The 21297-nt window shown below is 36.5% G+C and carries 17 protein-coding genes; 16 read left to right on the forward strand and 1 reads right to left on the reverse strand.

What is annotated here, in order from left to right; genetic code table 11:
• The first annotated feature begins 167 nt into the window (after positions 1-167).
• The 16 genes from BMX50_RS21660 to BMX50_RS21735 all read left to right on the forward strand — a co-directional run bounded on the left by BMX50_RS21660 (position 168) and on the right by BMX50_RS21735 (position 19314).
• The gene (locus BMX50_RS21660; RefSeq protein ID WP_091213572.1) at positions 168-479 is read left to right on the forward strand and encodes a DUF3467 domain-containing protein; all 312 of its coding nucleotides are present in this window, start codon (positions 168-170) and stop codon (positions 477-479) included.
• A gap of 160 nt (positions 480-639) precedes the next feature.
• A complete protein-coding gene (locus tag BMX50_RS21665) occupies positions 640-1458 on the forward strand; it encodes a polysaccharide biosynthesis/export family protein (protein WP_091213576.1) in 819 nt (272 codons plus the stop codon).
• A gap of 13 nt (positions 1459-1471) precedes the next feature.
• Positions 1472-3865, forward strand: coding sequence for a GumC family protein (locus BMX50_RS21670; RefSeq protein WP_091213583.1), 2394 nt, complete (start codon positions 1472-1474; stop codon positions 3863-3865).
• Between the two features lie 70 nt (positions 3866-3935).
• A complete protein-coding gene (locus tag BMX50_RS21675) occupies positions 3936-4904 on the forward strand; it encodes a glycosyltransferase family 2 protein (RefSeq protein ID WP_091213588.1) in 969 nt (322 codons plus the stop codon).
• Between the two features lie 38 nt (positions 4905-4942).
• On the forward strand, positions 4943-5623 hold the full coding sequence (locus BMX50_RS21680; protein ID WP_091213594.1) for an acylneuraminate cytidylyltransferase family protein: 681 nt from the start codon (positions 4943-4945) through the stop codon (positions 5621-5623).
• Positions 5620-6555 carry a phosphoglycerate dehydrogenase gene (locus BMX50_RS21685; RefSeq protein ID WP_091213597.1) on the forward strand — a complete coding sequence of 312 codons (936 nt, stop codon included), beginning with the start codon at positions 5620-5622 and terminating at the stop codon, positions 6553-6555. Before BMX50_RS21680 ends, BMX50_RS21685 begins: the two co-directional genes overlap by 4 nt.
• Before the next feature lie 2 nt (positions 6556-6557).
• The gene (locus BMX50_RS21690; protein ID WP_091213600.1) at positions 6558-7292 is read left to right on the forward strand and encodes an SDR family NAD(P)-dependent oxidoreductase; all 735 of its coding nucleotides are present in this window, start codon (positions 6558-6560) and stop codon (positions 7290-7292) included.
• Between the two features lie 68 nt (positions 7293-7360).
• Positions 7361-8488, forward strand: coding sequence for an acyltransferase family protein (locus BMX50_RS21695; protein WP_091213604.1), 1128 nt, complete (start codon positions 7361-7363; stop codon positions 8486-8488).
• 71 nt (positions 8489-8559) lie between these two features.
• Positions 8560-9672: a glycosyltransferase gene (locus tag BMX50_RS21700; protein WP_091213608.1), complete on the forward strand. Its 1113-nt coding sequence runs from the start codon at positions 8560-8562 to the stop codon at positions 9670-9672.
• An 18-nt stretch (positions 9673-9690) separates the two neighbouring features.
• The gene (locus tag BMX50_RS21705) at positions 9691-11130 is read left to right on the forward strand and encodes an O-antigen polymerase (protein WP_091213612.1); all 1440 of its coding nucleotides are present in this window, start codon (positions 9691-9693) and stop codon (positions 11128-11130) included.
• Positions 11118-12863: a hypothetical protein gene (locus tag BMX50_RS21710; RefSeq protein WP_091213616.1), complete on the forward strand. Its 1746-nt coding sequence runs from the start codon at positions 11118-11120 to the stop codon at positions 12861-12863. Before BMX50_RS21705 ends, BMX50_RS21710 begins: the two co-directional genes overlap by 13 nt.
• Before the next feature lie 31 nt (positions 12864-12894).
• On the forward strand, positions 12895-14058 hold the full coding sequence (locus BMX50_RS21715) for an acyltransferase family protein (RefSeq protein ID WP_091213619.1): 1164 nt from the start codon (positions 12895-12897) through the stop codon (positions 14056-14058).
• Positions 14059-14072: 14 nt separating this feature from the next.
• Positions 14073-15275: a glycosyltransferase family 4 protein gene (locus BMX50_RS21720; RefSeq protein ID WP_091213622.1), complete on the forward strand. Its 1203-nt coding sequence runs from the start codon at positions 14073-14075 to the stop codon at positions 15273-15275.
• Positions 15272-16372, forward strand: coding sequence for a glycosyltransferase (locus BMX50_RS21725; protein ID WP_091213625.1), 1101 nt, complete (start codon positions 15272-15274; stop codon positions 16370-16372). Before BMX50_RS21720 ends, BMX50_RS21725 begins: the two co-directional genes overlap by 4 nt.
• Before the next feature lie 68 nt (positions 16373-16440).
• A complete protein-coding gene (locus tag BMX50_RS21730) occupies positions 16441-18210 on the forward strand; it encodes a right-handed parallel beta-helix repeat-containing protein (RefSeq protein ID WP_091213629.1) in 1770 nt (589 codons plus the stop codon).
• A 30-nt stretch (positions 18211-18240) separates the two neighbouring features.
• The gene (locus BMX50_RS21735; protein ID WP_091213632.1) at positions 18241-19314 is read left to right on the forward strand and encodes an acyltransferase family protein; all 1074 of its coding nucleotides are present in this window, start codon (positions 18241-18243) and stop codon (positions 19312-19314) included.
• A 276-nt stretch (positions 19315-19590) separates the two neighbouring features.
• Here BMX50_RS21735 and BMX50_RS21740 read toward each other — a convergent pair whose 3' ends face one another.
• Positions 19591-21090 carry an oligosaccharide flippase family protein gene (locus BMX50_RS21740; protein ID WP_091213635.1) on the reverse strand — a complete coding sequence of 500 codons (1500 nt, stop codon included), beginning with the start codon at positions 21088-21090 and terminating at the stop codon, positions 19591-19593.
• Between the last annotated feature and the right edge of the window lie 207 nt (positions 21091-21297).

The raw sequence follows: 21297 nt of genomic DNA on the forward strand, positions 1-21297 counted from the left end.
ATGCTTTTAAAAAAAAGTTAAAACAAAAGTAGAACACTCCTGTTTTACGTGGGATCTTGCGCAGGCAGAATATAAGATGTAATTGCATTCTTAAAAGCTATATTTGCGCAGCATTTACCTCACAAAAAGGCAATTTATAAAGAACGTCTTTTTGTTATTTTAGTGACATGGAAGAACAAAACGAAAATCAGCTCAACATCGAGCTATCAGAAGAAATTGCAGAAGGTGTTTACTCAAATCTCGCTATCATTACCCATTCAAATTCGGAGTTTGTATTAGATTTTATACGGGTTATGCCCGGTGTGCCTAAAGCAAGGGTGAAATCAAGGATCATATTAACTCCTGAGCATGCCAAACGCCTTCTTTCGGCATTGCAAGATAATATAGAAAAATTTGAATCTGTTAATGGCCGCATCAGGGTACAACCTGATCATCCGGGTTTTCCTATGAATTTTGGTGGAACAGTGGGGCAAGCATAATTTTCAATATTATATTAAAATGCACTTTTGATTAAAAAAAAGGTACGGTTATCCCTGTTTTTTAAAAAAAATGATAAATTAAATTGTTGGGTGTGAAAAAAAGTACATATATTGCAGTGCTTTAAACTTTATACCTATTAAAAATGAAAGCTCAAACTTTATGAGAAAAAGTTCCTTGTTAAACTCATTGGTATTCTTGTCGATTTTCTTCATTTCTGCCGGTTTATTTTCTTGCTCATCCCCAAAAAAGATCAAATATTTTCAAGATATACCTGATTCCGGCCAGATGAAGAGTCTTGCGAAAGCAGAATATCAGGAACCTACAATACAGGTTGATGACATTATTACAATTTTAATTCAAACTGTAGATCCGCAGGCCACGGCTATGATAAACCAGGGTAACGTTCCTATAGCTGGAGCTGCATCGGCAATTGGTAGTGTAAGCAGTTCGGCACAGCCGGTAGTTGCAGGTTATCTCGTTCATAAAGATGGTTTTGTAGAGGTGCCTGTATTGGGGCGGATAAAACTATTAGGGCTTACTACAGGTGAAGCAAAGGAGTTAGTGCTTAAAGAGGCTCTTAAATATTATAAAGAACCAACTGTAATTATAAGGTATGCTAATTTTAAATTTAGTGTTACCGGTGAGGTTGCAAAGCCGGGGGTTTATATTACTCCAAACGAAAAAGTTAGTATACTTGATGCTATCTCGTTAGCCGGAGATTTGACAATTTTTGGTAAAAGAGAAAACGTTTTACTTATAAGGGAAAATTTGGATGGAACCAGATCTCCATATAGGATTAATCTTCAAAAAAGCGATATCATTTCTTCTCCCGTTTTTTATCTAAGGCAAAACGATGTTATTTATGTAGAGCCAAATAAAGCGAAAGCTTCTGCTACAGATGGCACTCAGGCCAAAACGTACACAATTATCGGAGCCGCTTTATCAGTACTTATTATTTTAATTACAAGAATCAACTAATTTTTATTACAAAATGGGAATCCAGGATCAGGAGTTCAATATCGAAGTAAATAACGAAGAGGGCGGCAAGGATTTTAAGAAGCTTGTTTCAATATTTATCAGCCATTGGATTGTTTTTGTTGTTGGGCTGGTTATTTTTTGTACCGGCGCGTATTTATATGCGCGGTATGCGGTACCTGCATATAAAATAAATAGCCAAATACTTATTGATGAAAGTCATGGAGGATCTGCAGGCGATCAGGTATTGAAAAGCAGTTCGATTGATTTTTCCGACTTGTTCGATATGAGCAGTAACTCATATAACGAGATCGATATATTAAAATCACGGTTATTGATGGAAAGAACCGTTAGGTCATTGGGTTTAAATGTAATTGTGTATTCTAAAGGAAGGATTAGATCTCTTGAAACATCTGATGAAGAACCATTTACAGTAAAGCTGATAACCAAGGTTGATTCGATTAAAGATAAGAATTACCAGGTTCAGATAGAAAACGGTAAAATTCATTTAGAAGATAGCAAAGGCAATATTTCAGTAGATGCCAAATTTGACGAACCAATAAAATTGGATCAGTACGATTTGGTGTTTTCGCAAAGGCCGGGGAAATTAAACCCTAAGGGATATCAGATAAACGTTCAGTCGGTTGATGAACGTGTTGACGATTTGATGCGAAGCTTTGATGTTCAGCTTACAGATAAAAAGAGTACTACGCTGGCATTGTCATTTGAATACTCCAACCCTAAAAAGGGTGAAATGATATTGCAAAAGTTGATGGACCTATATCTATTATCCAACCTGCAAAATAAAACGCAGATTGCCGATAGTACTTTGAAATTTATTGACGGGCAATTGGGTAAAGTAACTGCCGAATTATCAGGCATTGAAGGAGATTTCACAAAATTTAAAGAGGAAAATAAATTAGCAGATGTCGACCAGCAAGGCAAAGCTTTAATTGATAATGTATCTACTTACCAAAACAAATTAAGTGATTTGCAGGTACAGTTATCGCTGGTAACAGATATTGAAAAATATATCGATGCTCCAAATGTAAAGAGGATTATTCCGAGTTCATTTGCCGTACCTGATCCTGTTTTCGCCGCAGCTATAGGTAAGTACAATGATTTACTTGTTGAAAGAGATAAGCTGGCATTGTCTTATAAAGATGATAACCCGGTAGTAAAATCAGCAGATGATCAAATTGAAAATGCGAGGGTAGGCTTAGTTAAGAGTTTTGAATCTTACAAAAAGGGGCTTGAATCTACTGTTGCACAAGCTAAAAGCCAAAATTCTGCGCTTACCAGGCAGGTTTCTACAGTACCTAAAAAAGAGCGTGTTTTTCTTGATTACACGCGCGAACAAAATTTGAAGCAAGATTTATACTTGTATTTACTTCAAAAAAGAGAAGAGACAGCCATTGCAAAAACATCAACTGTTAATAGCGCACGTATTATTGATCCGGCTAAAAGTGATTACTTCCCTTTTAAACCTAAAAGACCGCTAATACTGCTTATTGGGATATTTTTAGGCTTACTGATTCCTGCTGGATATGTATATGGTAAGGACCTTCTCAATATTAAGATTTTAAATAAAAGCGACATTGAATCAAATACCAAGGTTCCGGTGGTTGGCGAAATCGGCAATAATCCTGAAGGTGTATCACTGGTGGTTGGAAATAACTCAAGGTCGATATTATCCGAGCAATTCAGGGGATTAAGAACCAACCTTCAGTTTGTATTATCGCAGGGAAAGAGCAACGTTCTCATGGTTACATCGAGTATGAGTGGTGAGGGCAAATCATTTATCACCATGAATTTGGGTAGTGTGCTCGCCTTAAGCGGTAAAAAGGTATTGTTAATGGAGCTGGATTTAAGAAAGCCTAAACTTTCGCAAAACGTAGGTTTAGATAGCAACAGTACGGGCTTTACAAATTATGTGGTATCTGAAACAATGACCATCGACGAGATCATTCAGCCCACATTTTTCTCAGAAAATTGTTTTATAATATCTTCGGGCCCAATCCCTCCTAATCCTACCGAATTATTATTGAGCGATAAATTTAACGAGTTGATCGATGCGCTTAAGAAAAGGTTTGATTACGTGATCATCGATAGTGCGCCTATAGGCTTGGTTTCGGATGCTCAATTGATAGAAAAACATACTGATGCCAGTTTATATATTGTTAGGCAGGAATACACTTATAAATCGCAGTTGAATATCATTAACGAGTTAACCCGCGAAAAGAAATTCCGTAGGTCTTATTTGGTTATTAACGATATAAAAACTAAAAAAGGCGGTTATTATGGCTATGGCTATGGTTACGGCTACGGTTACGGCTATGGTTACGGCTATGGCAGCACTACCGAAGAAACACCAAGTTTTTGGAACAAACTATTTAGCAAGAAGAAGTAAAAAGTAAAGTAATCAGGACATATCTATAATTCCGATTGCAATTGTTGTAATATTTTAACCAGATGTTGTTATGAAACCGGTATGTAGTTTAATAATTCGTTCATACAATGAACAGAAACATATAAGGAGGTTGCTTGAAGGTGTAAAACGGCAGACTATATTTCAGCAAATCGAAGTAATATTAGTAGATTCTGGTTCAAATGACGATACTGTAGTTATTGCGAGAGAATATGGTGTTAAGATTATTAACATTCGTCCCGAGGAGTTTTCTTTTGGAAGGGCGTTGAACCGTGGGTGTATGGCTGCCCAGGGAGAATATTTGCTTTTTGCAAGCGCTCACGTTTATCCGCTTTATACCGATTGGATAGAGCGGATGATAGCTCCTTTTAATGATAAAAATGTTGCTTTAGTATACGGCAGGCAGGTTGGTTGTGAAGTATCCAAGTATTCCGAACAACAGCTTTTCAATAAATGGTTCCCTTCCTTTTCAAATTATGATCAGGCAATTTCTTTCTGTAATAACGCCAACTGCGTTGTTAGGAAGGAACTTTGGGAACAACAGCCGTATGATGAGTCATTAACTGGTTTAGAGGATTTGGCCTGGGCCAGTCAGATAAAAGCGAAAAATCATAAAATTGCATACGAAGCTTTGGCCCCGATAGTGCACGTACATGAAGAAACGCCGTCGCGTATAAAAAACAGGTACAGGAGGGAGGCTATTGCTTTGAAAATAATCTACCCTAATGAAAAATTTTCGTTTTTCAATTTTGTACGTTTAACAATTGCCAATATATTTTCAGATAGCTTTCACGCTGTCCATGATAAAAATTTCATGAACAACTTTTTTTCGATTGTGATGTTCAGGTACATGCAATTTTGGGGCACCTACCTTGGATACAATCAAAAAAATCAAATCAATGAAACATTGAGGAACAGGCTATATTATCCAAATGATATGAAAAGGCCTCCTCGTCACAATGAGTTAACTCATTTGCCACCATCTGGAGAAAGAATTATATACAGTGGCTTTGAGGGTTAATCTGCTTTTTTACATCTACAAAAAACATCAACATTCAAATGGATAAATTTAAGTTAGCCGCTATCGTACCGATGCGGCATTCGAGCGAAAGGGTACCTGGAAAAAATTACAGGGATTTTGCGGGGAAGCCACTTTTTCATCATGTAATTCAAACATTATTAGATTGTCCTTTAATCGATAAGGTTGTGATTGATACCGACAGCCCTATTGTTATCGAACAGGCGCAGGCTTCTTTTCCGGATGTACTTGTGTTGGAGCGCCCTGAACATTTAAGAGATGGCGCCATCCCAATGAACGATGTGTTGTTGAACAGCATTAACCAGGTTCCATCTGAGTTTTATTTACAAACGCACAGTACCAACCCATTATTAACAGTTGAAACGTTAACCGCAGGTATCAAAAGATTTTTTGATATCCAGCCTATGTATGATTCACTGTTTTCGGTAACAAGAAAACATGTAAGGTTTTGGGATTCTTTAGCACGCCCGATTAACCATAACCAGAATATATTACTGCGTACACAAGATCTGCCTCCTATTTTTGAAGAGAACTCTTGTTTTTACGTATTCACTAAAGAAATACTTGAAAGAAAACATAACAGAATCGGCGACAGGCCATTTTTGTATGAAATGCCGGAGATTGAGGCGCAGGATATTGATGTGGAATTTAATTTCATAGTAGCGGAACTTTTGTATAAAATGATAAATAAGATCGTATGAAGATATTAATCACCTGTCCTCCGATGTTAAGAGGAATTGATCAGTTAAAACATTTTTTTGAGGAAAAGGGTATTGAGTTGATTTTGCCGGAGGTGGTACAAACACTAACTGAGGAACAGCTTATTGAGTTGGTTCCACAGGTAGAAGGTTGGATAATCGGCGATGATCCTGCTACCGAAAGGGTATTTCAGGCCGGTGTTCAGGGCAAATTGAAAGCTGCTGTAAAATGGGGCGTTGGTGTAGATAACGTTGATTTTAAGGCTTGCGAAAAGTTGGGCATTCCTATTTCAAATACACCAAGAATGTTTGGCAATGAGGTAGCCGATATGGCGCTTGCTTATTTTACAGGTTTGGCACGTGACAGCTACCGTGTTGACCGCGAAGTACGTAAAGGAAACTGGATAAAGCCTGCGGGTATGTCTGTTGAAGGCAAAACTGTAGCCCTGATAGGTATAGGCGATATTGGTTTAGGCACAGCACGCCGTTTAAAAGGTTTTGGCGTTAATGTAAATGCTTACGATCCGTTTAGTAAATTAACTGCTGAAGAAGCACAGGTTAACGAAATCCTTCCTTTCCCTGAAAAGCTTGGAGATGCTGACTTTGTAATTATTACCTGCGCTTTAACGCCATCAAGCTATCACCTGATCAATAAGGAAAGTATAGCTTTAATGAAAGACGGTGTGATTATTATCAACGTATCACGCGGACCGCTGATTGATGAAACTGCATTAATTGAAGCGCTGAATTCAGGTAAAGTAAAATCGGCCGGTTTAGATGTTTTTGAAATTGAGCCACTTCCGCAGGATAGCCCTTTACGCCAGTTCGAACAATGTATTTTTGGTACTCACAATGGGTCTAATACCAAAGAAGCTGTAGTAAGGGCAAGTTTAAGAGCTATTGAATTAATGTTTGGTTATTTAGGAATACAATAAAAATGGCTAAAGCAGTAGTAATAACCGGTGTATTAGGTGGTATTGGAAGCCAGCTGGCTAAAACCTTTAAAGAAAAAGGCTATGAAGTAATAGGCCTTGATGTAAAAGATAGCCAGCCGGAGTATTGCGATAAGTTTTTTAAATTCAATCTGAACGAATATTGCGCTAACCCGGAGTATAAGGCAAGCATTGAGGCTACTTTTGACAAAGAGATTCCTGAACTGTTTGCACTTATTAACAACGCTGCAGTACAGATCTTGAGCAATTTGGATGAAATAACCTTGCAAGATTGGAACCAAACACTAAACGTTAACCTTACCGGACCTTTAATGTTGAGCCAGTTTTTTTTAAAAAGGCTCGAAAAAGCAAAAGGTTCTATCATCAATATCGCAAGTATCCATCATCAGCTTACCAAAAAACGCTTTTTGGCCTATGCAAGTTCAAAAAGTGCCCTGGTAGGTTTAACCAAGGCGCTATCTGTTGATTTGCAGGGGCGTGTAAGGGTAAACGCTATAAGCCCGGCAGCAATTGATACGCAAATGCTGCGTGATGGTTTTGATAATGATGAAGCCAAGGTGCAGATGCTTAATGAATTACATCCAAGCCAACGCATAGGTAAACCGCGTGAAGTATCTCAATTAGCGCTATTATTGGCTGAGGACGAACTTGGTTTTATAAACGGCGCCAACATCAATATTGATGGCGGTATAAGTAATGTTTTGAAGGATTTAGACTGATATAGATCCCTGTATCATAATTATTCAATTCTTTAAGAAATCTTACCTAACTCATCCCGGTATTTATAATGATAAAAAAAACAGAAAAAGTAAATTATTTTGAAAATCTTGATATACTGCGAGTTTTTTTAGCTTTAGCTGTTGTAATTTTTCATATCCCTGAAATCTCGGCTTCAGTATTACATGTGCATTTGTATAGTGATTTCGCTATTTTTCACAAGGGTACTGAAGCCGTATTTTTCTTTTTTACATTAAGTGGGTTTTTGATCACACGCCTGTTATTAATTGAACGGGATGTGTACAGTGACATCAATTTAAAGATGTTTTATTTACGCAGGGTGCTAAGAATATGGCCCGTGTATTTTGCCGTTATTATTGTTGGGATTTTATATTACCATATAATCTTACCCAGATTAGGTATTGTTTCAAAAGCAAATTATAGTATTGGAGAGGCGCTGCTATTATGTGTGTTTTTTCTGTCGAATGTATTTCAAAGGCTTTTTAGACCCGGGTCTATTTTGTCAATAACATGGTCGATAGGCGTTGAAGAACAGTTTTATTTACTTTGGCCTCTGTTATTTAAGAAAAGCAGTAAAGGATTTATACTGGGGTTTTTGATAGTACTTTACCTGATCATAGCATCCTATAACTTTTTAAATCCGGGTTCTATACTGCTTAAATATCGCTTTCTGTTTGATTTTATGATAATAGGAGGTGTAATGGCATTGCTTATTCAAAAGTACGAGCAAATTCTAATCCCCTTTTTTAAATCGAAGTTAGTATTGTTTACTTTCTTCGTATTATTTGTTTTGGTTTTTTTTACCAATGTATTTAATCCGATATCGAGTTTGAATGAGCAATTATACCATACCGTTTGCGGTCTTATCTCAATAGGATGGATTGTTACCCTTGCGTTTTCACAACCTATAAGTGCGTTGAAGAAGTTTACTTACCTCGGTAAAATATCATACGGCATTTATATGTATCACATGATAATGGTAAACTTTGTTTTATTTATTGTACTTAAAACTAAATTAGCTCAGGTAGTAAATATTCCGCTGCTTTCAATTATAATTAACTTTTCGGTAATAGCCTTAACGTTAATACTATCTCATTTATCTTACAAATATTTTGAGACCTATTTTTTATCATTAAAAAACAAGTTTACTAAAGTAAAACCAGCGGCGGCTAACTGATTATTGCACATAGTCGGTGTGATATTTTAAATGGACTATGCCGGATAACATCATATTTAACTTATAATAACGTGGAAAAAAAAATAAAGGTTTTAAATGTTTTGGGTGGTTTAACGGCTGGCGGGGTTGAAACTTGGTTGTATAACGTATTAGGTCAGGTTGACTTTAATAAATATCAAATTGACTTTATGACTTTTTCGGATAAGAAAGGAGTATATGATGATTTGGTAACAGCTATGGGCTGCAAAGTTTATTACCAGCCTAAAACCAAAAATGTGTTAAAGGTAGCCCAATATTACATTAAAACGGTTAAAGAAAATGGCTATGATATTGTGCACTGTCACCGCCATTTGCTTTGTGGTTTGTTTTTTATTTTCAACCGGTTTACTAAAGCCCAATTTATAGCGCATAGCCATAATACATCTACAGATTCGAAGCTGTTTATTTTTAAATACTTTTCAAAAGCCTCAAGAGCTATTATTAAAAAGGTAAAGTATAAGTTAGCTTGCTCGGAAGATGCAAGTATTGCTTTGTTTGATAAGGTAGAAACTATCATCGATTACGGCATCGATACCAGTAAATTTGTGCTGGAAACCCCTAAAAACCAAGAGTTGCTAAAATTATTTAATTTAGATGCCGGTAATATAATAATTGGTCACGTTGGTAGGTTTACTGAACAAAAGAATCATACGTTTATAATTGAAATTGCAAGGAAAATTGTAGCGCAAAACCCTAATTACCATTTTGTTTTTATTGGCGACGGTATACTGGAAGAGCAGATCAGGCAAAGTATTATTGGCGGAGGTTTACAAAACAATGTTCATATGGCGGGCACCAGAACTGATGTAAATAAATTCATGAGCGGTTTATTCGATATGTTTTTATTCCCATCGTTATATGAAGGTTTAGGTATTGTACTGCTTGAAGCGCAGAGTGCGGGTTTGCCGGTTATTTTTACAGATGTGATTCCGCAGCGGGTTGATGTTATTGCAACCCTGGTAAACAGGATTAGCCTTGATAAAGGGGCCGATTTTTGGGCTAACCATATCTTAAATGAAGTTAAAATTCCTTCAGCAGCCGAGCGCCGTAATTATCACGAAGAGTTTAATAACTCCGAATATTCGATAAAAAAGTCGGCGGCTAAATTGTTGGATTTCTATAAAAATATTATTAGCCAGGGCTAATAATTTAAACAAAACAATATGAACATATTTTCAATTCAAAAGTATAGGAAAATTTTCCGCTCAGTAAATATAATCATATTGCTATTTTGTATTTTTAATTTTAAAGTAACTGCCGACTTTAATTTCATGGCGTCAGAAATTCTGTTCGTCATTTATATCAACTTGATTTTTTTCGTACTTGCATCGCGTATTTTTCAGTACCTCTACGAGCCCCCTGTTTTTTTTCTGATATTCAGTTTTGTATACGAGGTTTTAAAGTTCCCTTACTACTTTGCCTACGATACGCCCAAAAGCCTGGTTGATTTTACCGGGTTGCTAAATTCAAAACATGGAATAAGCGATTATTACGGATCATCAGCAATGATGCTGCTGTTTCATATGTTTTGTATAACATTGTTATTGATAACCTACGTTATATTCAGGAAGAAAATTACCCCAAAAACTACCGAAGCGCCGGTTTTTCGTTTTAAAAACTCGAGAATACTATTAGTAGTAATTATAATTGGGATGCTGTTTAGCGCCATATCACTATACAGGATCACTGGGGGAAATTTATTATACCTGCTATCCAGACGATCGGGTAATGCCGAGGCATCAGATGCCTTAAAGGACAACTTTTTGGTGTCGTTTATAGCGAGTTTAGTGCTGGTTTTAATACCAATGTACTTATCAATCAAGTTGCTTGAAAAAGACAAAAAGTGGAAGAGGGTTTTATGGATCTATGTACCAGGTATCGTTTTACTATTCCTTATTGCAGGTAGCCGCGGTTTTGCCATTTACTCAATAGGCACCGCGTTAATATTGATCTTCTCGTTTAAGAAAGTGCCTATCAGGGTGTTTTTACCGGCAATTCCGGCAATATTTGTAGGGTTTGCTGTGTTGGGGTTATTAAGGAGGTCATCTGATACGAGCGAAAGCAAATTTTCGGAAAATTTTGCAGCGCAGCAGGAAAAAAGTAGCCAATGGTATTACGAATTGGCAAATTATCAGTTGCAGTTAAGAGATGAAATGGTTTTTTCAAATCTTAAATCGAACGATATGTTGCTTGGGCTGTCATATCTTAACCTGGTTTTTTTCCCTATTCCGCGTACCTGGATAGGCGATTTAAAACCCGAGTTTATCGATGCCTATGTTGCAGAAACCTTCTGGGGCCGAACGGATATCGGTTTGCCTCTAAATGCTATGAGCGAAGCATACTTTAACTTCGGTTACTTTGGGATAATTGTGTTTTTTGTATTCGGGCTTATCATGGCTTCAATTACCAATTATTTAACCCGAAAGGGAAGTTTAATGCGGCAAAGCTTAATGATCACCTTAATGGTTTATCTCCAAACCTGGGCAACAACTGAGTTAGTTTACGTTTTTGAATTTTTGGTTTTCATTATACCACTAGTAATTTGTATAAGCGAAAAGAAATACCTTTCAAAACCTAAGTATTCCGTATCATGGGAAAATTAGTTATCACAGACAGCAATCAATTTCCCGAACATTTTTTGTTCGATTACTTTTACCCGTCGCCGGGCTTATGCCAGGATTTAAATCGGAACATATTTGCTACTATCTTTGAAAAAGATATATCTTTTTACAGCTTAGAAGGATTATTTGATACAACTATTAACCGGTATTTTTTGACGGATATCAAATTAATGGAGCATCCGTTGCTGGTTAAAAATATTGCAGCCCATTGCAAGCAGAACAACATTTCCGAACTGAGTTTGCTGATTCATAATAATAATAACAAGCTGGGCGAATTTTACAGTGAGGCGTTGAAAGCACACGGTATACAGGTAACCGTTGATTTCCATTCAAAGACGGTTTATTGGAAAAATTCATTATCCCGGTCAGAAAAGGTTTTTAATAAAAAACTAAAACTGGCTGCTACGGTAATTGCCCAGTATTTCATTTTGCTGATCAATTTTATGGTAAAAAGGGTGCAATGGAAAGGTAAAAAAGTTATATTATGGAACTCGTTTGCAAATAACAGGGAAAAGATTGATTATGCCTTTTTAGATAAACTTTACAATGAGGGGAATGCATTGGTTATACATCCAAATCCTTATTTGTTAAAATCGAAAACCAATTGGAACAAATCAATTTATTGGTTAGGCCAGTATAGTATCAGCCCCGGTAAATTTTTGGCCTTCGCTTTTTCTCTGCTTTCATTCAGGAAAAGTTTTAATAAAATATTAGCAAAATATGAACCATTTTTAGGTTCCATACCCGAGGCCTGGAATGCCGACGTTTTATTGAAAACAATTTACTTTTTTGAATATAACCTGCTTATGGGGAGTTTGATAGAAAACTTATCAAAAGATCCGGAGTTAAATGTAAGCAGCGTTTTTAGGGGAGGGGCGGCTGCAGGCTTAATTTATGCCGGTGTTTGCAAGAGAAAGTACCGGGCTAATCACATCAATCATATTTTAGTTCCTCATGGTACCGAGATCAATCCTATTGATCATTTTTCGTATTTCTATTTGGATTATAACATACTCCCGTCAAATAAAATTAAGAAGAATTGGGATGCGATTTTACACGGTCAGTACAGCCAATTCATGAAATATAATTATTGCGAAAATGTGAATGGCGGCCGCATCGACTATTCATTTTTACAGGAGCAATTGGCCGGTAATAAAAATGCAGGCAAAAATGGTAGTAAACTTCGGATAGGCATTGTATTAACTTATAACTCGGATAGTTATCAGCAATATTTTATTAATAGTATTGTAGAATCATTTACAAAATCCTTACCGGATACAGAAATAGAATTTGTTGTAAAACCGCGGCCTAATTTACCCTACACTCCCGAAGAAAAGTTAGCCAAAAATCCTAACCTGAAAATTGATAAGCAGGATATATATTCTTTTTTGAATAATATCGACATGGTTATCGGAACTGTTAGCGTTTACGGGGTACTTACCATGGTTGTTACCGATGGTATTTTGTGCGATATTCCGGGTATTTATTATTATCCCAATAAAAACATTCCGCAGGCCGATCTTGGTTATAGCTATCATTCATCAATGAATGGCTATTCTTTTGCACAGGAACCAGAGCTTTTAAATTTTCTGAAGAATTATAGCAATAAGCAGGATTTATTAAAAGGAGTTATAGCCCTGAATGATGCTACTAAGGAGTATCTCGTTTTTGACGGAAATCCTTATGATTACCTGGAAGCTTTAATGTTAAAATAGTACTTGCCGCCTGACCTTTAAATCGTAAGCAATGAAACACAAAAACGAAAAAATAATTTCAATTCAAGTACTACGGGCCATTGCCGTTTTGATGGTTGTTTTTATTCACACCATTTCATCGGCCAATTATCTGTTTACAGGTAAGGGATTGTTCCATAGTAAAGCGGTTATCGCGACTTATTATTTTTTAGCAGACTGGGGCGCAATCGGAGTCGATCTGTTTTTTATTATCAGCGGTTTTATCATGACCAGGGTTGTTGCACCTTTTGAATCAGTGAAAAACGGTTGGAAGGATTTTATTTTGAAAAGAGTGATCAGAATAATACCCTATTATTGGTTAATATCGGCGGTTTACCTGGTGTTATCAATAATGTGGCACCAGCCGGTAACGCTACAATCTGTATTAAGCACATTGTTCTTTTTTCCTGTTTTTAACAGTTTCCAATATATCAGTCCTATCCTGTTCGTGGGTTGGTCGCTATCTATCGAGTTGTATTTTTATCTGCTCATTGCGGTTCTTTTAATCTTTAAAACGCAAAATCTTAAAATAAAATTAGTGGTTATAATGTGTGCCCTAACGTTATTGGGGGTTCTGGTTAATTCTAATTACGTAATTATTGATTTTGCCCTTAGCCCACTTCTTTTTGAGTTTGCCTTAGGCGTTATTTTGGGTATGTTTTATGATCGTTTTAAAGGCTTCGAACGGAAAAATATAGCATGGTTTTTCTTTACGGTTTCAATAGTGCTCGGCGCGTTTTTAATGAGCCGGAGTATTTTTATTGATCATAAGGAAATCACTTTACCTAATAATATTTTTAGTAACACCTGGATAGCGTTACGTAGATCACTAATATGGGGAATACCCTGTATGTTGTTTGCCGGCGGCTATATTTTGCTCGAAAAATCGATTTTTGCAACCAATAACCTTTATGTAAAAATAACAGAACCTTTGGTTTTATTAGGTAATGCCTCTTATACCTGCTATCTGGTGCATATAATGGGTATAAAATTCTTTGCAATAATATTTCGGTACCTGGGCATTTCTTCGCCCGATGTTTATATTATACTCTGTACCCTGGTTTGCGTTGCTGCCAGTGTACCGGTTTATAAGTATGTAGAACTGCCGTTAATTAAAATTATAACGCCGCTTTTTTATCCTAAAAGAGAACCTGCTGCCTCAATTGTTTCTAAATAGTTATCAGTAAAAAAATGTCCTCAAAAGTATTAGTATTTGAAGCCTACCCGTTTTTTTCGGGAAGCCAACGTATCACTTTAAATGTATGCCGGATATTAAAGAAAAACGGATTTCACGTTACTTTGCTTCTTGTTGATGACCGGTTTGGTTCGCTGCGTAAAAACTTTGAACCTGTTGTAGATGAAATTGAGCTTATAAATGCAAGCGAGCATTTATTAACATACGGTGATGAGGATTCCTGGTTTAGCAAGAAGAAGTTTTTTAAGTCGGTTTTTGGTGGATTGCTCCCTTTTTACTTTAACTGTCTGAAACAGATCAACTCGAAAAAATATGATTTCCTTTATTGTTGCGACCCTCGGGGTGCAACAATGATGTTGTTATCGGCAAAGTTATTCCGGAAAAAAAGCATCCTGCATTTTCATGGTAAAAATCGCCTTCCTAATAAGCTGGCTAAATTATTTTTAAATACGTTTGATACCGTTGCTTGTGTTAGCGGCGACGTAGCCCGAAGTTTGCCTGAAGCCGGTAATAAGGTTGTTATTTATAATGGGATAGATTTTTCACAGTATAGTAATGTTGATTTAAGTGCAGTAAGGAATGAGGTTGGGCATGAAAGTGTTAATACTGCGGTTAAGTTTCTTTATGTAGGTTTGCTGCGGCCGCATAAAGGATTGCACCATTTGATACATGCTTTTGCAAAGTTAAAAAAGGAGCGTCCTGATCAGGACTTTGTGCTTTATGTTCTTGGCGCGGCCAAAACGCAGGCCGAGGAAAATTTTAAGAAGATATTGAGTGATTTTTCGGAAAAAAATTCAATAACAAAAAATATACATTGGCTTGGTTGGAAAGATAATGTGTTGGCATGGATGAATTACGCCGATTATTTTGTGTTTCCGTCTATTGATAAAGAAGATAATACCTTTGAAGGCTTTGGCGCAAAAATTGAATCGACCGAAGGATTGCCCACTGTTTTGATTGAAAGTTCGATATGTAAACTATATAGCATTGCTTCAACGGTAACAGGGGTAAGCGAGATTATCACGCCCGGAAAAAACGGAGAGTTATACAATAGCAATGAACCTGATGCTTTATATAACTCTTTAAATACAGTGTTAAGTGATTTGCCGAAATTTAAAGACTTTGAAACCGGCGAGAATTTCCATTTAAGCACTTTTGAAAATAAGATTCTATCATTATTCGATTCGAAAAAGAAATGAAAACTGCGTTTATAACAGATTGGCTTGAGAAATATGGCGGCGCGGAGCGTGTGGTTACAGCCATCAACGAACTTTATAAGTTTGATTATTATTATGCTTATGTAAATAAGATGGATCACGATACTCAGCTGCTAACATTAGGTGGTAATGATGTAACTGTGATCGAGTCGAATGTGCTAAAGAAATTTAAATATAAATTCAGGCTTTTTTTGCCCATTTTTCCATGGATCGTTAAACGGTTTAATCAGCAAACCCAAAAAAACAAGGTAGATTTGGTTATCAGTTCATCATGGGCCCTATCAAAAGGATACAGGATTGGCGATGAAGTTCATGTTTCTTATCTGCAGGCTCGAAACTTTAAATATGTTTGGGATGAGGCCGCGCTATATTTTAAGGGCATAGTAAAGTTGTTTTTGCCTGTAAAACCTGGTTTGCAGGATTTTGACTTGAAGAGTGCTCAAACTCCTGATTATTTGATATCCAATTCGAAATTTGTTCAAAATTGGGTAAAGAAAAAATATAATCGCGATTCGGTGGTAATTTATCCTCCGGTTGAGGTAGAAAGTTTTGAAATAAGCTCAAAAAAAGAGGATTACTTTGTAATAGTAGGACGTATTGAACCCTACAAGCGTTTTGATATTGTAATAGAAGCATTTAATCAAAATGGTAAAAAGCTGATAGTAATAGGCGATGGTTCGCAGTCGCGCTATCTTAAGAAAATAGCACGGAATAACATTGAGTTTATTGGGTTTCAGAAAAAAGATGTTATCAAAACTTATCTTGCCAAAGCAAGAGCGTTTGTATACGCCGGAGTAGAGGATTTTGGAATTGCCCTTGTTGAAGCCCATGCTTCCGGAACCCCTGTAATTGCTTACAAGGGCGGTGCCGCAGGCGAAATTGTGAACGAAAGCAATGGTTTATGTTATGAAGAGCAAACCGCGGAGGCCTTAAACAAAACATTAGATCATTTTTTAAGCAAAGAAAATGAGTATTCGAGTCAGGAAATTCGAAATAGCTCCTTACGGTTTTCAAAAAAACGCTTTCAAACCGAATTCAAAGAATATATTAATACCGTAATGAGCAAGCATAAGAAATAATTGGTAGAGGTACATAAGTATAGTGTGTAATTAACGTTATTGTTGCAGAAGAACTTAAATATTTGGTGATGAAAACACATGCGTTTTTACTAAAGCTGGTAGCTTTTTTCTTACTGTTGCTTAATTGTGGTGCAGAAACAATTGCGCAGGCCCATGAACACACTGCTCCTGAAAAAAACTCACGAACGGCAAAGCAATATTCGGTAATTGATGTATCAACCGACCTGAAAAAAATGGGTATAGCGCAGCAAAACATGCTGCCTGATAACAACACTATTGATGCCGGGCCATTATTGGAGGCGGCTGTAATTTATGCCGGAAAACATAATTATAATAAAGTAAACGTTCCTGCGGGTACATATTATTTTAAATCTGTAAGGGATAATGCCCATGCTTATATATTTAATACTAATAATGTAGTTATTGAATGTAATAACGCAACGTTTAGTTTTAGCTCCAGGAAGGCATGCGGAATTATTATCAGAAATTGTAATTACGTAGGCATACAAAACGTAAAATTAGATTACGGGCAGGACCTTCCTTTTACCTCGGCCACAGTAGCATCAGTAGATGCTGCTAACAATGCTATTTCTGTTGGTGAAGTTACCGGCAGGCCGCTATCTGATTTTACCAGTTCGTCGAGATATTCGGTAAGGATATTTGTTTTGAGAAAAACAGGAAATAACGAAGTAAAAAGTGTACCGGTTGAATGGTTGTTTGCTGCAGATGGGCCTTTAAGCAATACTAAGATAGTTTTAAAAGGTAACGGAGCACAGTTAGCTGCAAATCTTGCAAAGGTTCAGCCTGGCGATATACTATGTGTTTCAGAGCGCAGCTATGCCGGCAATAACGCCCTTGCTTTTATGACTTATCCCCCTGATATTGACTCGGGCAATTACGCAAAAAACGTAACCGTATATTCTTCACCTGCAATTGGAGTTTCCAGTATGTGGCAAAACAACCTTTCGTTTTCAAATTTGAAGGTAATGCCTAAACCTGGGCGCGTACAATATATTTCGTCAAATGCAGATGGCATTAATGTAGTTAACAGTGGCAACGGTAACTCCGTTAACAACTGCACCGTTTTATTTAGCGGAGATGACGGGATATCGTTTAGCGGTAATTTGTACGCAACGGTTACATCTGTAAATGATGTTAATGGTATGGCGGTTAATGAACGATATAAACTTAAAGCCAATCAAAAGATTACGTTTGTTGATCCCGACGATCTTCGTGAGATTGGATCTGCTACTATTTCGGATTTGCCGCAAAGATCGTCAGATAAGCAAAAAACGAATATCAGATTATCTTCAACTGTTCAAAATCTTAAAGCGGGAACGTTAATTTATTTGCCACAAGACAAACGTTCAAACGGCATAGCGATATCAGGAAATACTATAAGGTATCCGTACTCAAGAGGAATATATTTTAGCGGAGTAAATGGTGCCCAAATTACCGGTAATACTATTGAGCATACGCAATCATGCGCTATATTGGGGCAAGCCGGCCGAAATATTCCGGGAGTTAGTAATACCGTTATTAAAAACAATGTAATAAACAGCGCTTTTGAAAAGGGCACCACCAATCAGCCCGGCGCTATTGAAATATCTGTTGAAGGTAAGGTAACCTCTGCATTTGTAAACAGGGGTATGGAAATTAGAAATAACCAGATCACAATTGCCGATGGCGGCGTAAAACACGTTGGTATTTTTATTTCTAACACGCAAGGTTACAGTTTATCAGATAACAGTTTAAAAGTGAAGGTTAGTGATGCCGCGCTCAATGATTTGCCGGATGCACGTAAAGTGGTGGTTAGGGGATCGGCATCGGGTAATTAGTTAGTGATTTGCATATAGCTTAAAAGCTTGATGCCGGAATTATTAACGTGTGCGCAGCCTGTCATCTCTGAAGCTGAACAAACTGGCATTTTTCGGAATTGGGTTTTAAAGGGAGGGGTAGGCATAATATTGGTGGTATTTGGCCACGTAATTAAAGGCCTCATAACAGTCAAATTGATTGATCCGGTGTTTTTTTACTATGCTGTTAACTTTGTTTACAGCTTTCATATGCCTCTTTTCTTTATCCTATCCGGATACTTTTTTGTTAAAAGTTTTTTAAAAAGAGGGGCCGCTGATTTTACTGTAAATAAGCTGGAAACCATTATTTATCCTTATGTAGTATGGTCGCTGATACAAACCTTTATCGAAATAAGGTTATCCGCCTATACAAACAACCATACTAAAGCAAGTGAATTATTTACTTGTTTGTATTTGCCACGCTCTCAGTTTTGGTTTTTATTTGCTTTGTTTTTTATCAATATTTTAAATGTTTTACTATTCAAAATATCGGTAAAATGGGGCGCATTCCTTAGCATCATCATTTGGTGGGCTTATTATTTTCTTAACTACAAAGTCCCCGTTTTTGATAAGGCTTTATTAAATCTTCTTTATTTTACTGCCGGCATCTTGTTGTCACAATACAATCATGTGTGCAATTTGATCATTAAAAACAGTTATTTGTTTGCTGCCAACCTGTTAGTATTTGCAGCATCATTGTATGTTTATTTTAATTTTCCGCAAACAAGTTGGTACAACTTGATAATTCCGCAGCTATCAGGCTCATTTGTTATTATGTATCTGTCCGAAAAGATGACTTATCGTTCCGGGTTTTCTTTTTTAGAATATTTAGGCGTTAATTCTCTTGTAATTTACCTCGTGCACATGTTAGCTGGAAACGGAACCCGCATTTTTTTGGCAAAAATCTTACACGTTAACAATTCCATAGTGCATATAGTGTTAGGAACGTTAATGGGGATACTTATACCGTTGGCAGTATTAAATATCGCGTCTAAAACCAAATATCTATCCTGGCTATTTAAGTTCCCACTGTTAAAAAAGACAAAGGGTAAGAATTCCGGGACAGTTGCAGAAACAATTGCATAAAGATAATTGAAGCGACGATGTATGAGTTGCCTGTTAATAGGTTTTATAGGTAAAAAAACGCTAAAGCCGGGCTACAAGGATCCAGAAATTAAAGAGGCCATAAAACTAAATGTTTTATGGCCTCTTTAATTTTTAAAGGCCTGCCTATTGGTAAACGTTATGCAATCTGCTTGCATATTATGTTAACGCACTTTATGATGCAAGTAGCATTGGCAGACTATTTTGGGGCAAACAGGTTGTTAACATATTGCCCGGTGGCTATTTTAAATAATATAGCTATTTGAAAAATCTTTTAAGCGTAGTTTTTTCAAAGTATACTGTTACTCCTATAAACAGAAGAAACAATCCATTGCCGATGATCAGGTTCCGTTTAAATACAACAAAGCTTAAAAATATGATTACAACCGAAGCAATAATGTATGCGAGGTTTTTTTTGATATTGTAGGGTATCGGGTAGTTTTTTTGGCCCCACAAAAATGCCAGGATCATCATAACAGCATATGCAATAAATGACACCCAGGCAGACGCCATGTAACTATATTTGGGAATAAAGATCACATTTAAAATAATTGTAATGATAGCTGCTATGCCAGAGATATACAGTCCATATTGGGTTTGATCTGATAGTTTAAACCAAACAGATAAATTCATATATATACCAAGGCTCATATAGCCGAATAATAGCAAGGGAACAACGCCAAGCCCCGACCAATATAAGTTTTGCTGAACTGTATCATGGCCTTTAATAAAGTACTTAAGTATGTCAACATTAGCTACGATCCCAACGCAAATTATTGAAACTACAATGATGAAGTAGTCCATTATTTTAGCATATGTTTCGCCCGAATTTTTGTTCTGAGCCTGGCTGAAGAAAAAAGGTTCGGCACCAAGCCTGAAGGCCTGTACAAATAGGCTTAAAAACAACGCTATTTTTGCGCATGCGCCGTAAATACCTACCTCCTGCTCACTTATATTACTGGGCAGTAATTTCCCGAGCATTATTTTATCAAGGTTTTCATTGATGATGTATGATACGTTGGCAATTAAAATTGGCCAGCTGTATTTAACCATCTCAATAAATATCCTTCCATCAAATTTAAACCTGAATTTTAATATTTCAGGAACCAGTACTAAAAAGGTAATTATACTTGCTATAATGTTAGCCAAAAAGATGTAGCCCACCCAATGCGGTCGGTACCAGGTAATTAAATTTTCATACCCCCAAAGCTTATTTTTGATAAAATAAGGTATTACAAACAGGAAAACCATATTCAGTGATACAACCAATACGATGTTGAATATTTTCACCATACTGTATCTGATTGCCTTATTAACAGTACGCATATATGCGAAGGGGATTGCACAAAGGGCATCGATAACCAGTACCAGACTTAAACACCTGATGTAATAAACATAATCGCTGTATGACTCCATGTTATTGCCGTTAAGCCATAAAGCTATGTTTCCTATAAATGTAAAAACAGTAAGTAAAAAAATGGCGCAGGTTAAAGCAATCCCTAAAAAGGTATTGCAATACACCATTTCTTTGTCGTGCTCATTTTTATTAATGTATCTGAAAAAGGTTGTTTCCATGCCAAACGAAATGATGGCAGTAAGTATGGCAGTCCAACTGTACATTTTGGTAAATACCCCATAAACCTTTGCCGATAATGTACCCACATATATTGGAGTAAGCACAAAATAGAACGACCGGGAAATGATAGTACTAATGCCGTATACAGCAGTTTGACCGGCGAATTTTTTAGCTGATGACAATGTTTTTTGATTTAGATGTAAATTAATATATTTGCAGTATTGGCGCTAAATTAATGTAATTTTTTTAAAAATTGGATTAATTTAGTATGATTTTGTGTTTAAGTGTAAAGAAATTGTTAAGAGATGTATAACTTAACTGACTGAAAAAAAAATGCGGGAAAAAAGGCAAAACAGTCAGTCTTATATGATATATTTAAGAACTATTTG

It is taken from the genome of Mucilaginibacter gossypiicola (assembly GCF_900110105.1).
In the GTDB taxonomy this organism is placed as follows: Bacteria; Bacteroidota; Bacteroidia; order Sphingobacteriales; family Sphingobacteriaceae; genus Mucilaginibacter; species Mucilaginibacter gossypiicola.

Excerpts from the sequence above, each read along its gene's own strand:
- BMX50_RS21660 (WP_091213572.1), top strand. The coding sequence starts at position 168 with ATGGAAGAACAAAACGAAAATCAGCTCAACATCGAGCTATCAGAAGAA.
- BMX50_RS21665 (WP_091213576.1), top strand. The coding sequence starts at position 640 with ATGAGAAAAAGTTCCTTGTTAAACTCATTGGTATTCTTGTCGATTTTC.
- BMX50_RS21670 (WP_091213583.1), top strand. The coding sequence starts at position 1,472 with ATGGGAATCCAGGATCAGGAGTTCAATATCGAAGTAAATAACGAAGAG.
- BMX50_RS21675 (WP_091213588.1), top strand. The coding sequence starts at position 3,936 with ATGAAACCGGTATGTAGTTTAATAATTCGTTCATACAATGAACAGAAA.
- BMX50_RS21680 (WP_091213594.1), top strand. The coding sequence starts at position 4,943 with ATGGATAAATTTAAGTTAGCCGCTATCGTACCGATGCGGCATTCGAGC.
- BMX50_RS21685 (WP_091213597.1), top strand. The coding sequence starts at position 5,620 with ATGAAGATATTAATCACCTGTCCTCCGATGTTAAGAGGAATTGATCAG.
- BMX50_RS21690 (WP_091213600.1), top strand. The coding sequence starts at position 6,558 with ATGGCTAAAGCAGTAGTAATAACCGGTGTATTAGGTGGTATTGGAAGC.
- BMX50_RS21695 (WP_091213604.1), top strand. The coding sequence starts at position 7,361 with ATGATAAAAAAAACAGAAAAAGTAAATTATTTTGAAAATCTTGATATA.
- BMX50_RS21705 (WP_091213612.1), top strand. The coding sequence starts at position 9,691 with ATGAACATATTTTCAATTCAAAAGTATAGGAAAATTTTCCGCTCAGTA.
- BMX50_RS21710 (WP_091213616.1), top strand. The coding sequence starts at position 11,118 with ATGGGAAAATTAGTTATCACAGACAGCAATCAATTTCCCGAACATTTT.
- BMX50_RS21715 (WP_091213619.1), top strand. The coding sequence starts at position 12,895 with ATGAAACACAAAAACGAAAAAATAATTTCAATTCAAGTACTACGGGCC.
- BMX50_RS21720 (WP_091213622.1), top strand. The coding sequence starts at position 14,073 with ATGTCCTCAAAAGTATTAGTATTTGAAGCCTACCCGTTTTTTTCGGGA.
- BMX50_RS21725 (WP_091213625.1), top strand. The coding sequence starts at position 15,272 with ATGAAAACTGCGTTTATAACAGATTGGCTTGAGAAATATGGCGGCGCG.
- BMX50_RS21730 (WP_091213629.1), top strand. The coding sequence starts at position 16,441 with ATGAAAACACATGCGTTTTTACTAAAGCTGGTAGCTTTTTTCTTACTG.
- BMX50_RS21735 (WP_091213632.1), top strand. The coding sequence starts at position 18,241 with ATGCCGGAATTATTAACGTGTGCGCAGCCTGTCATCTCTGAAGCTGAA.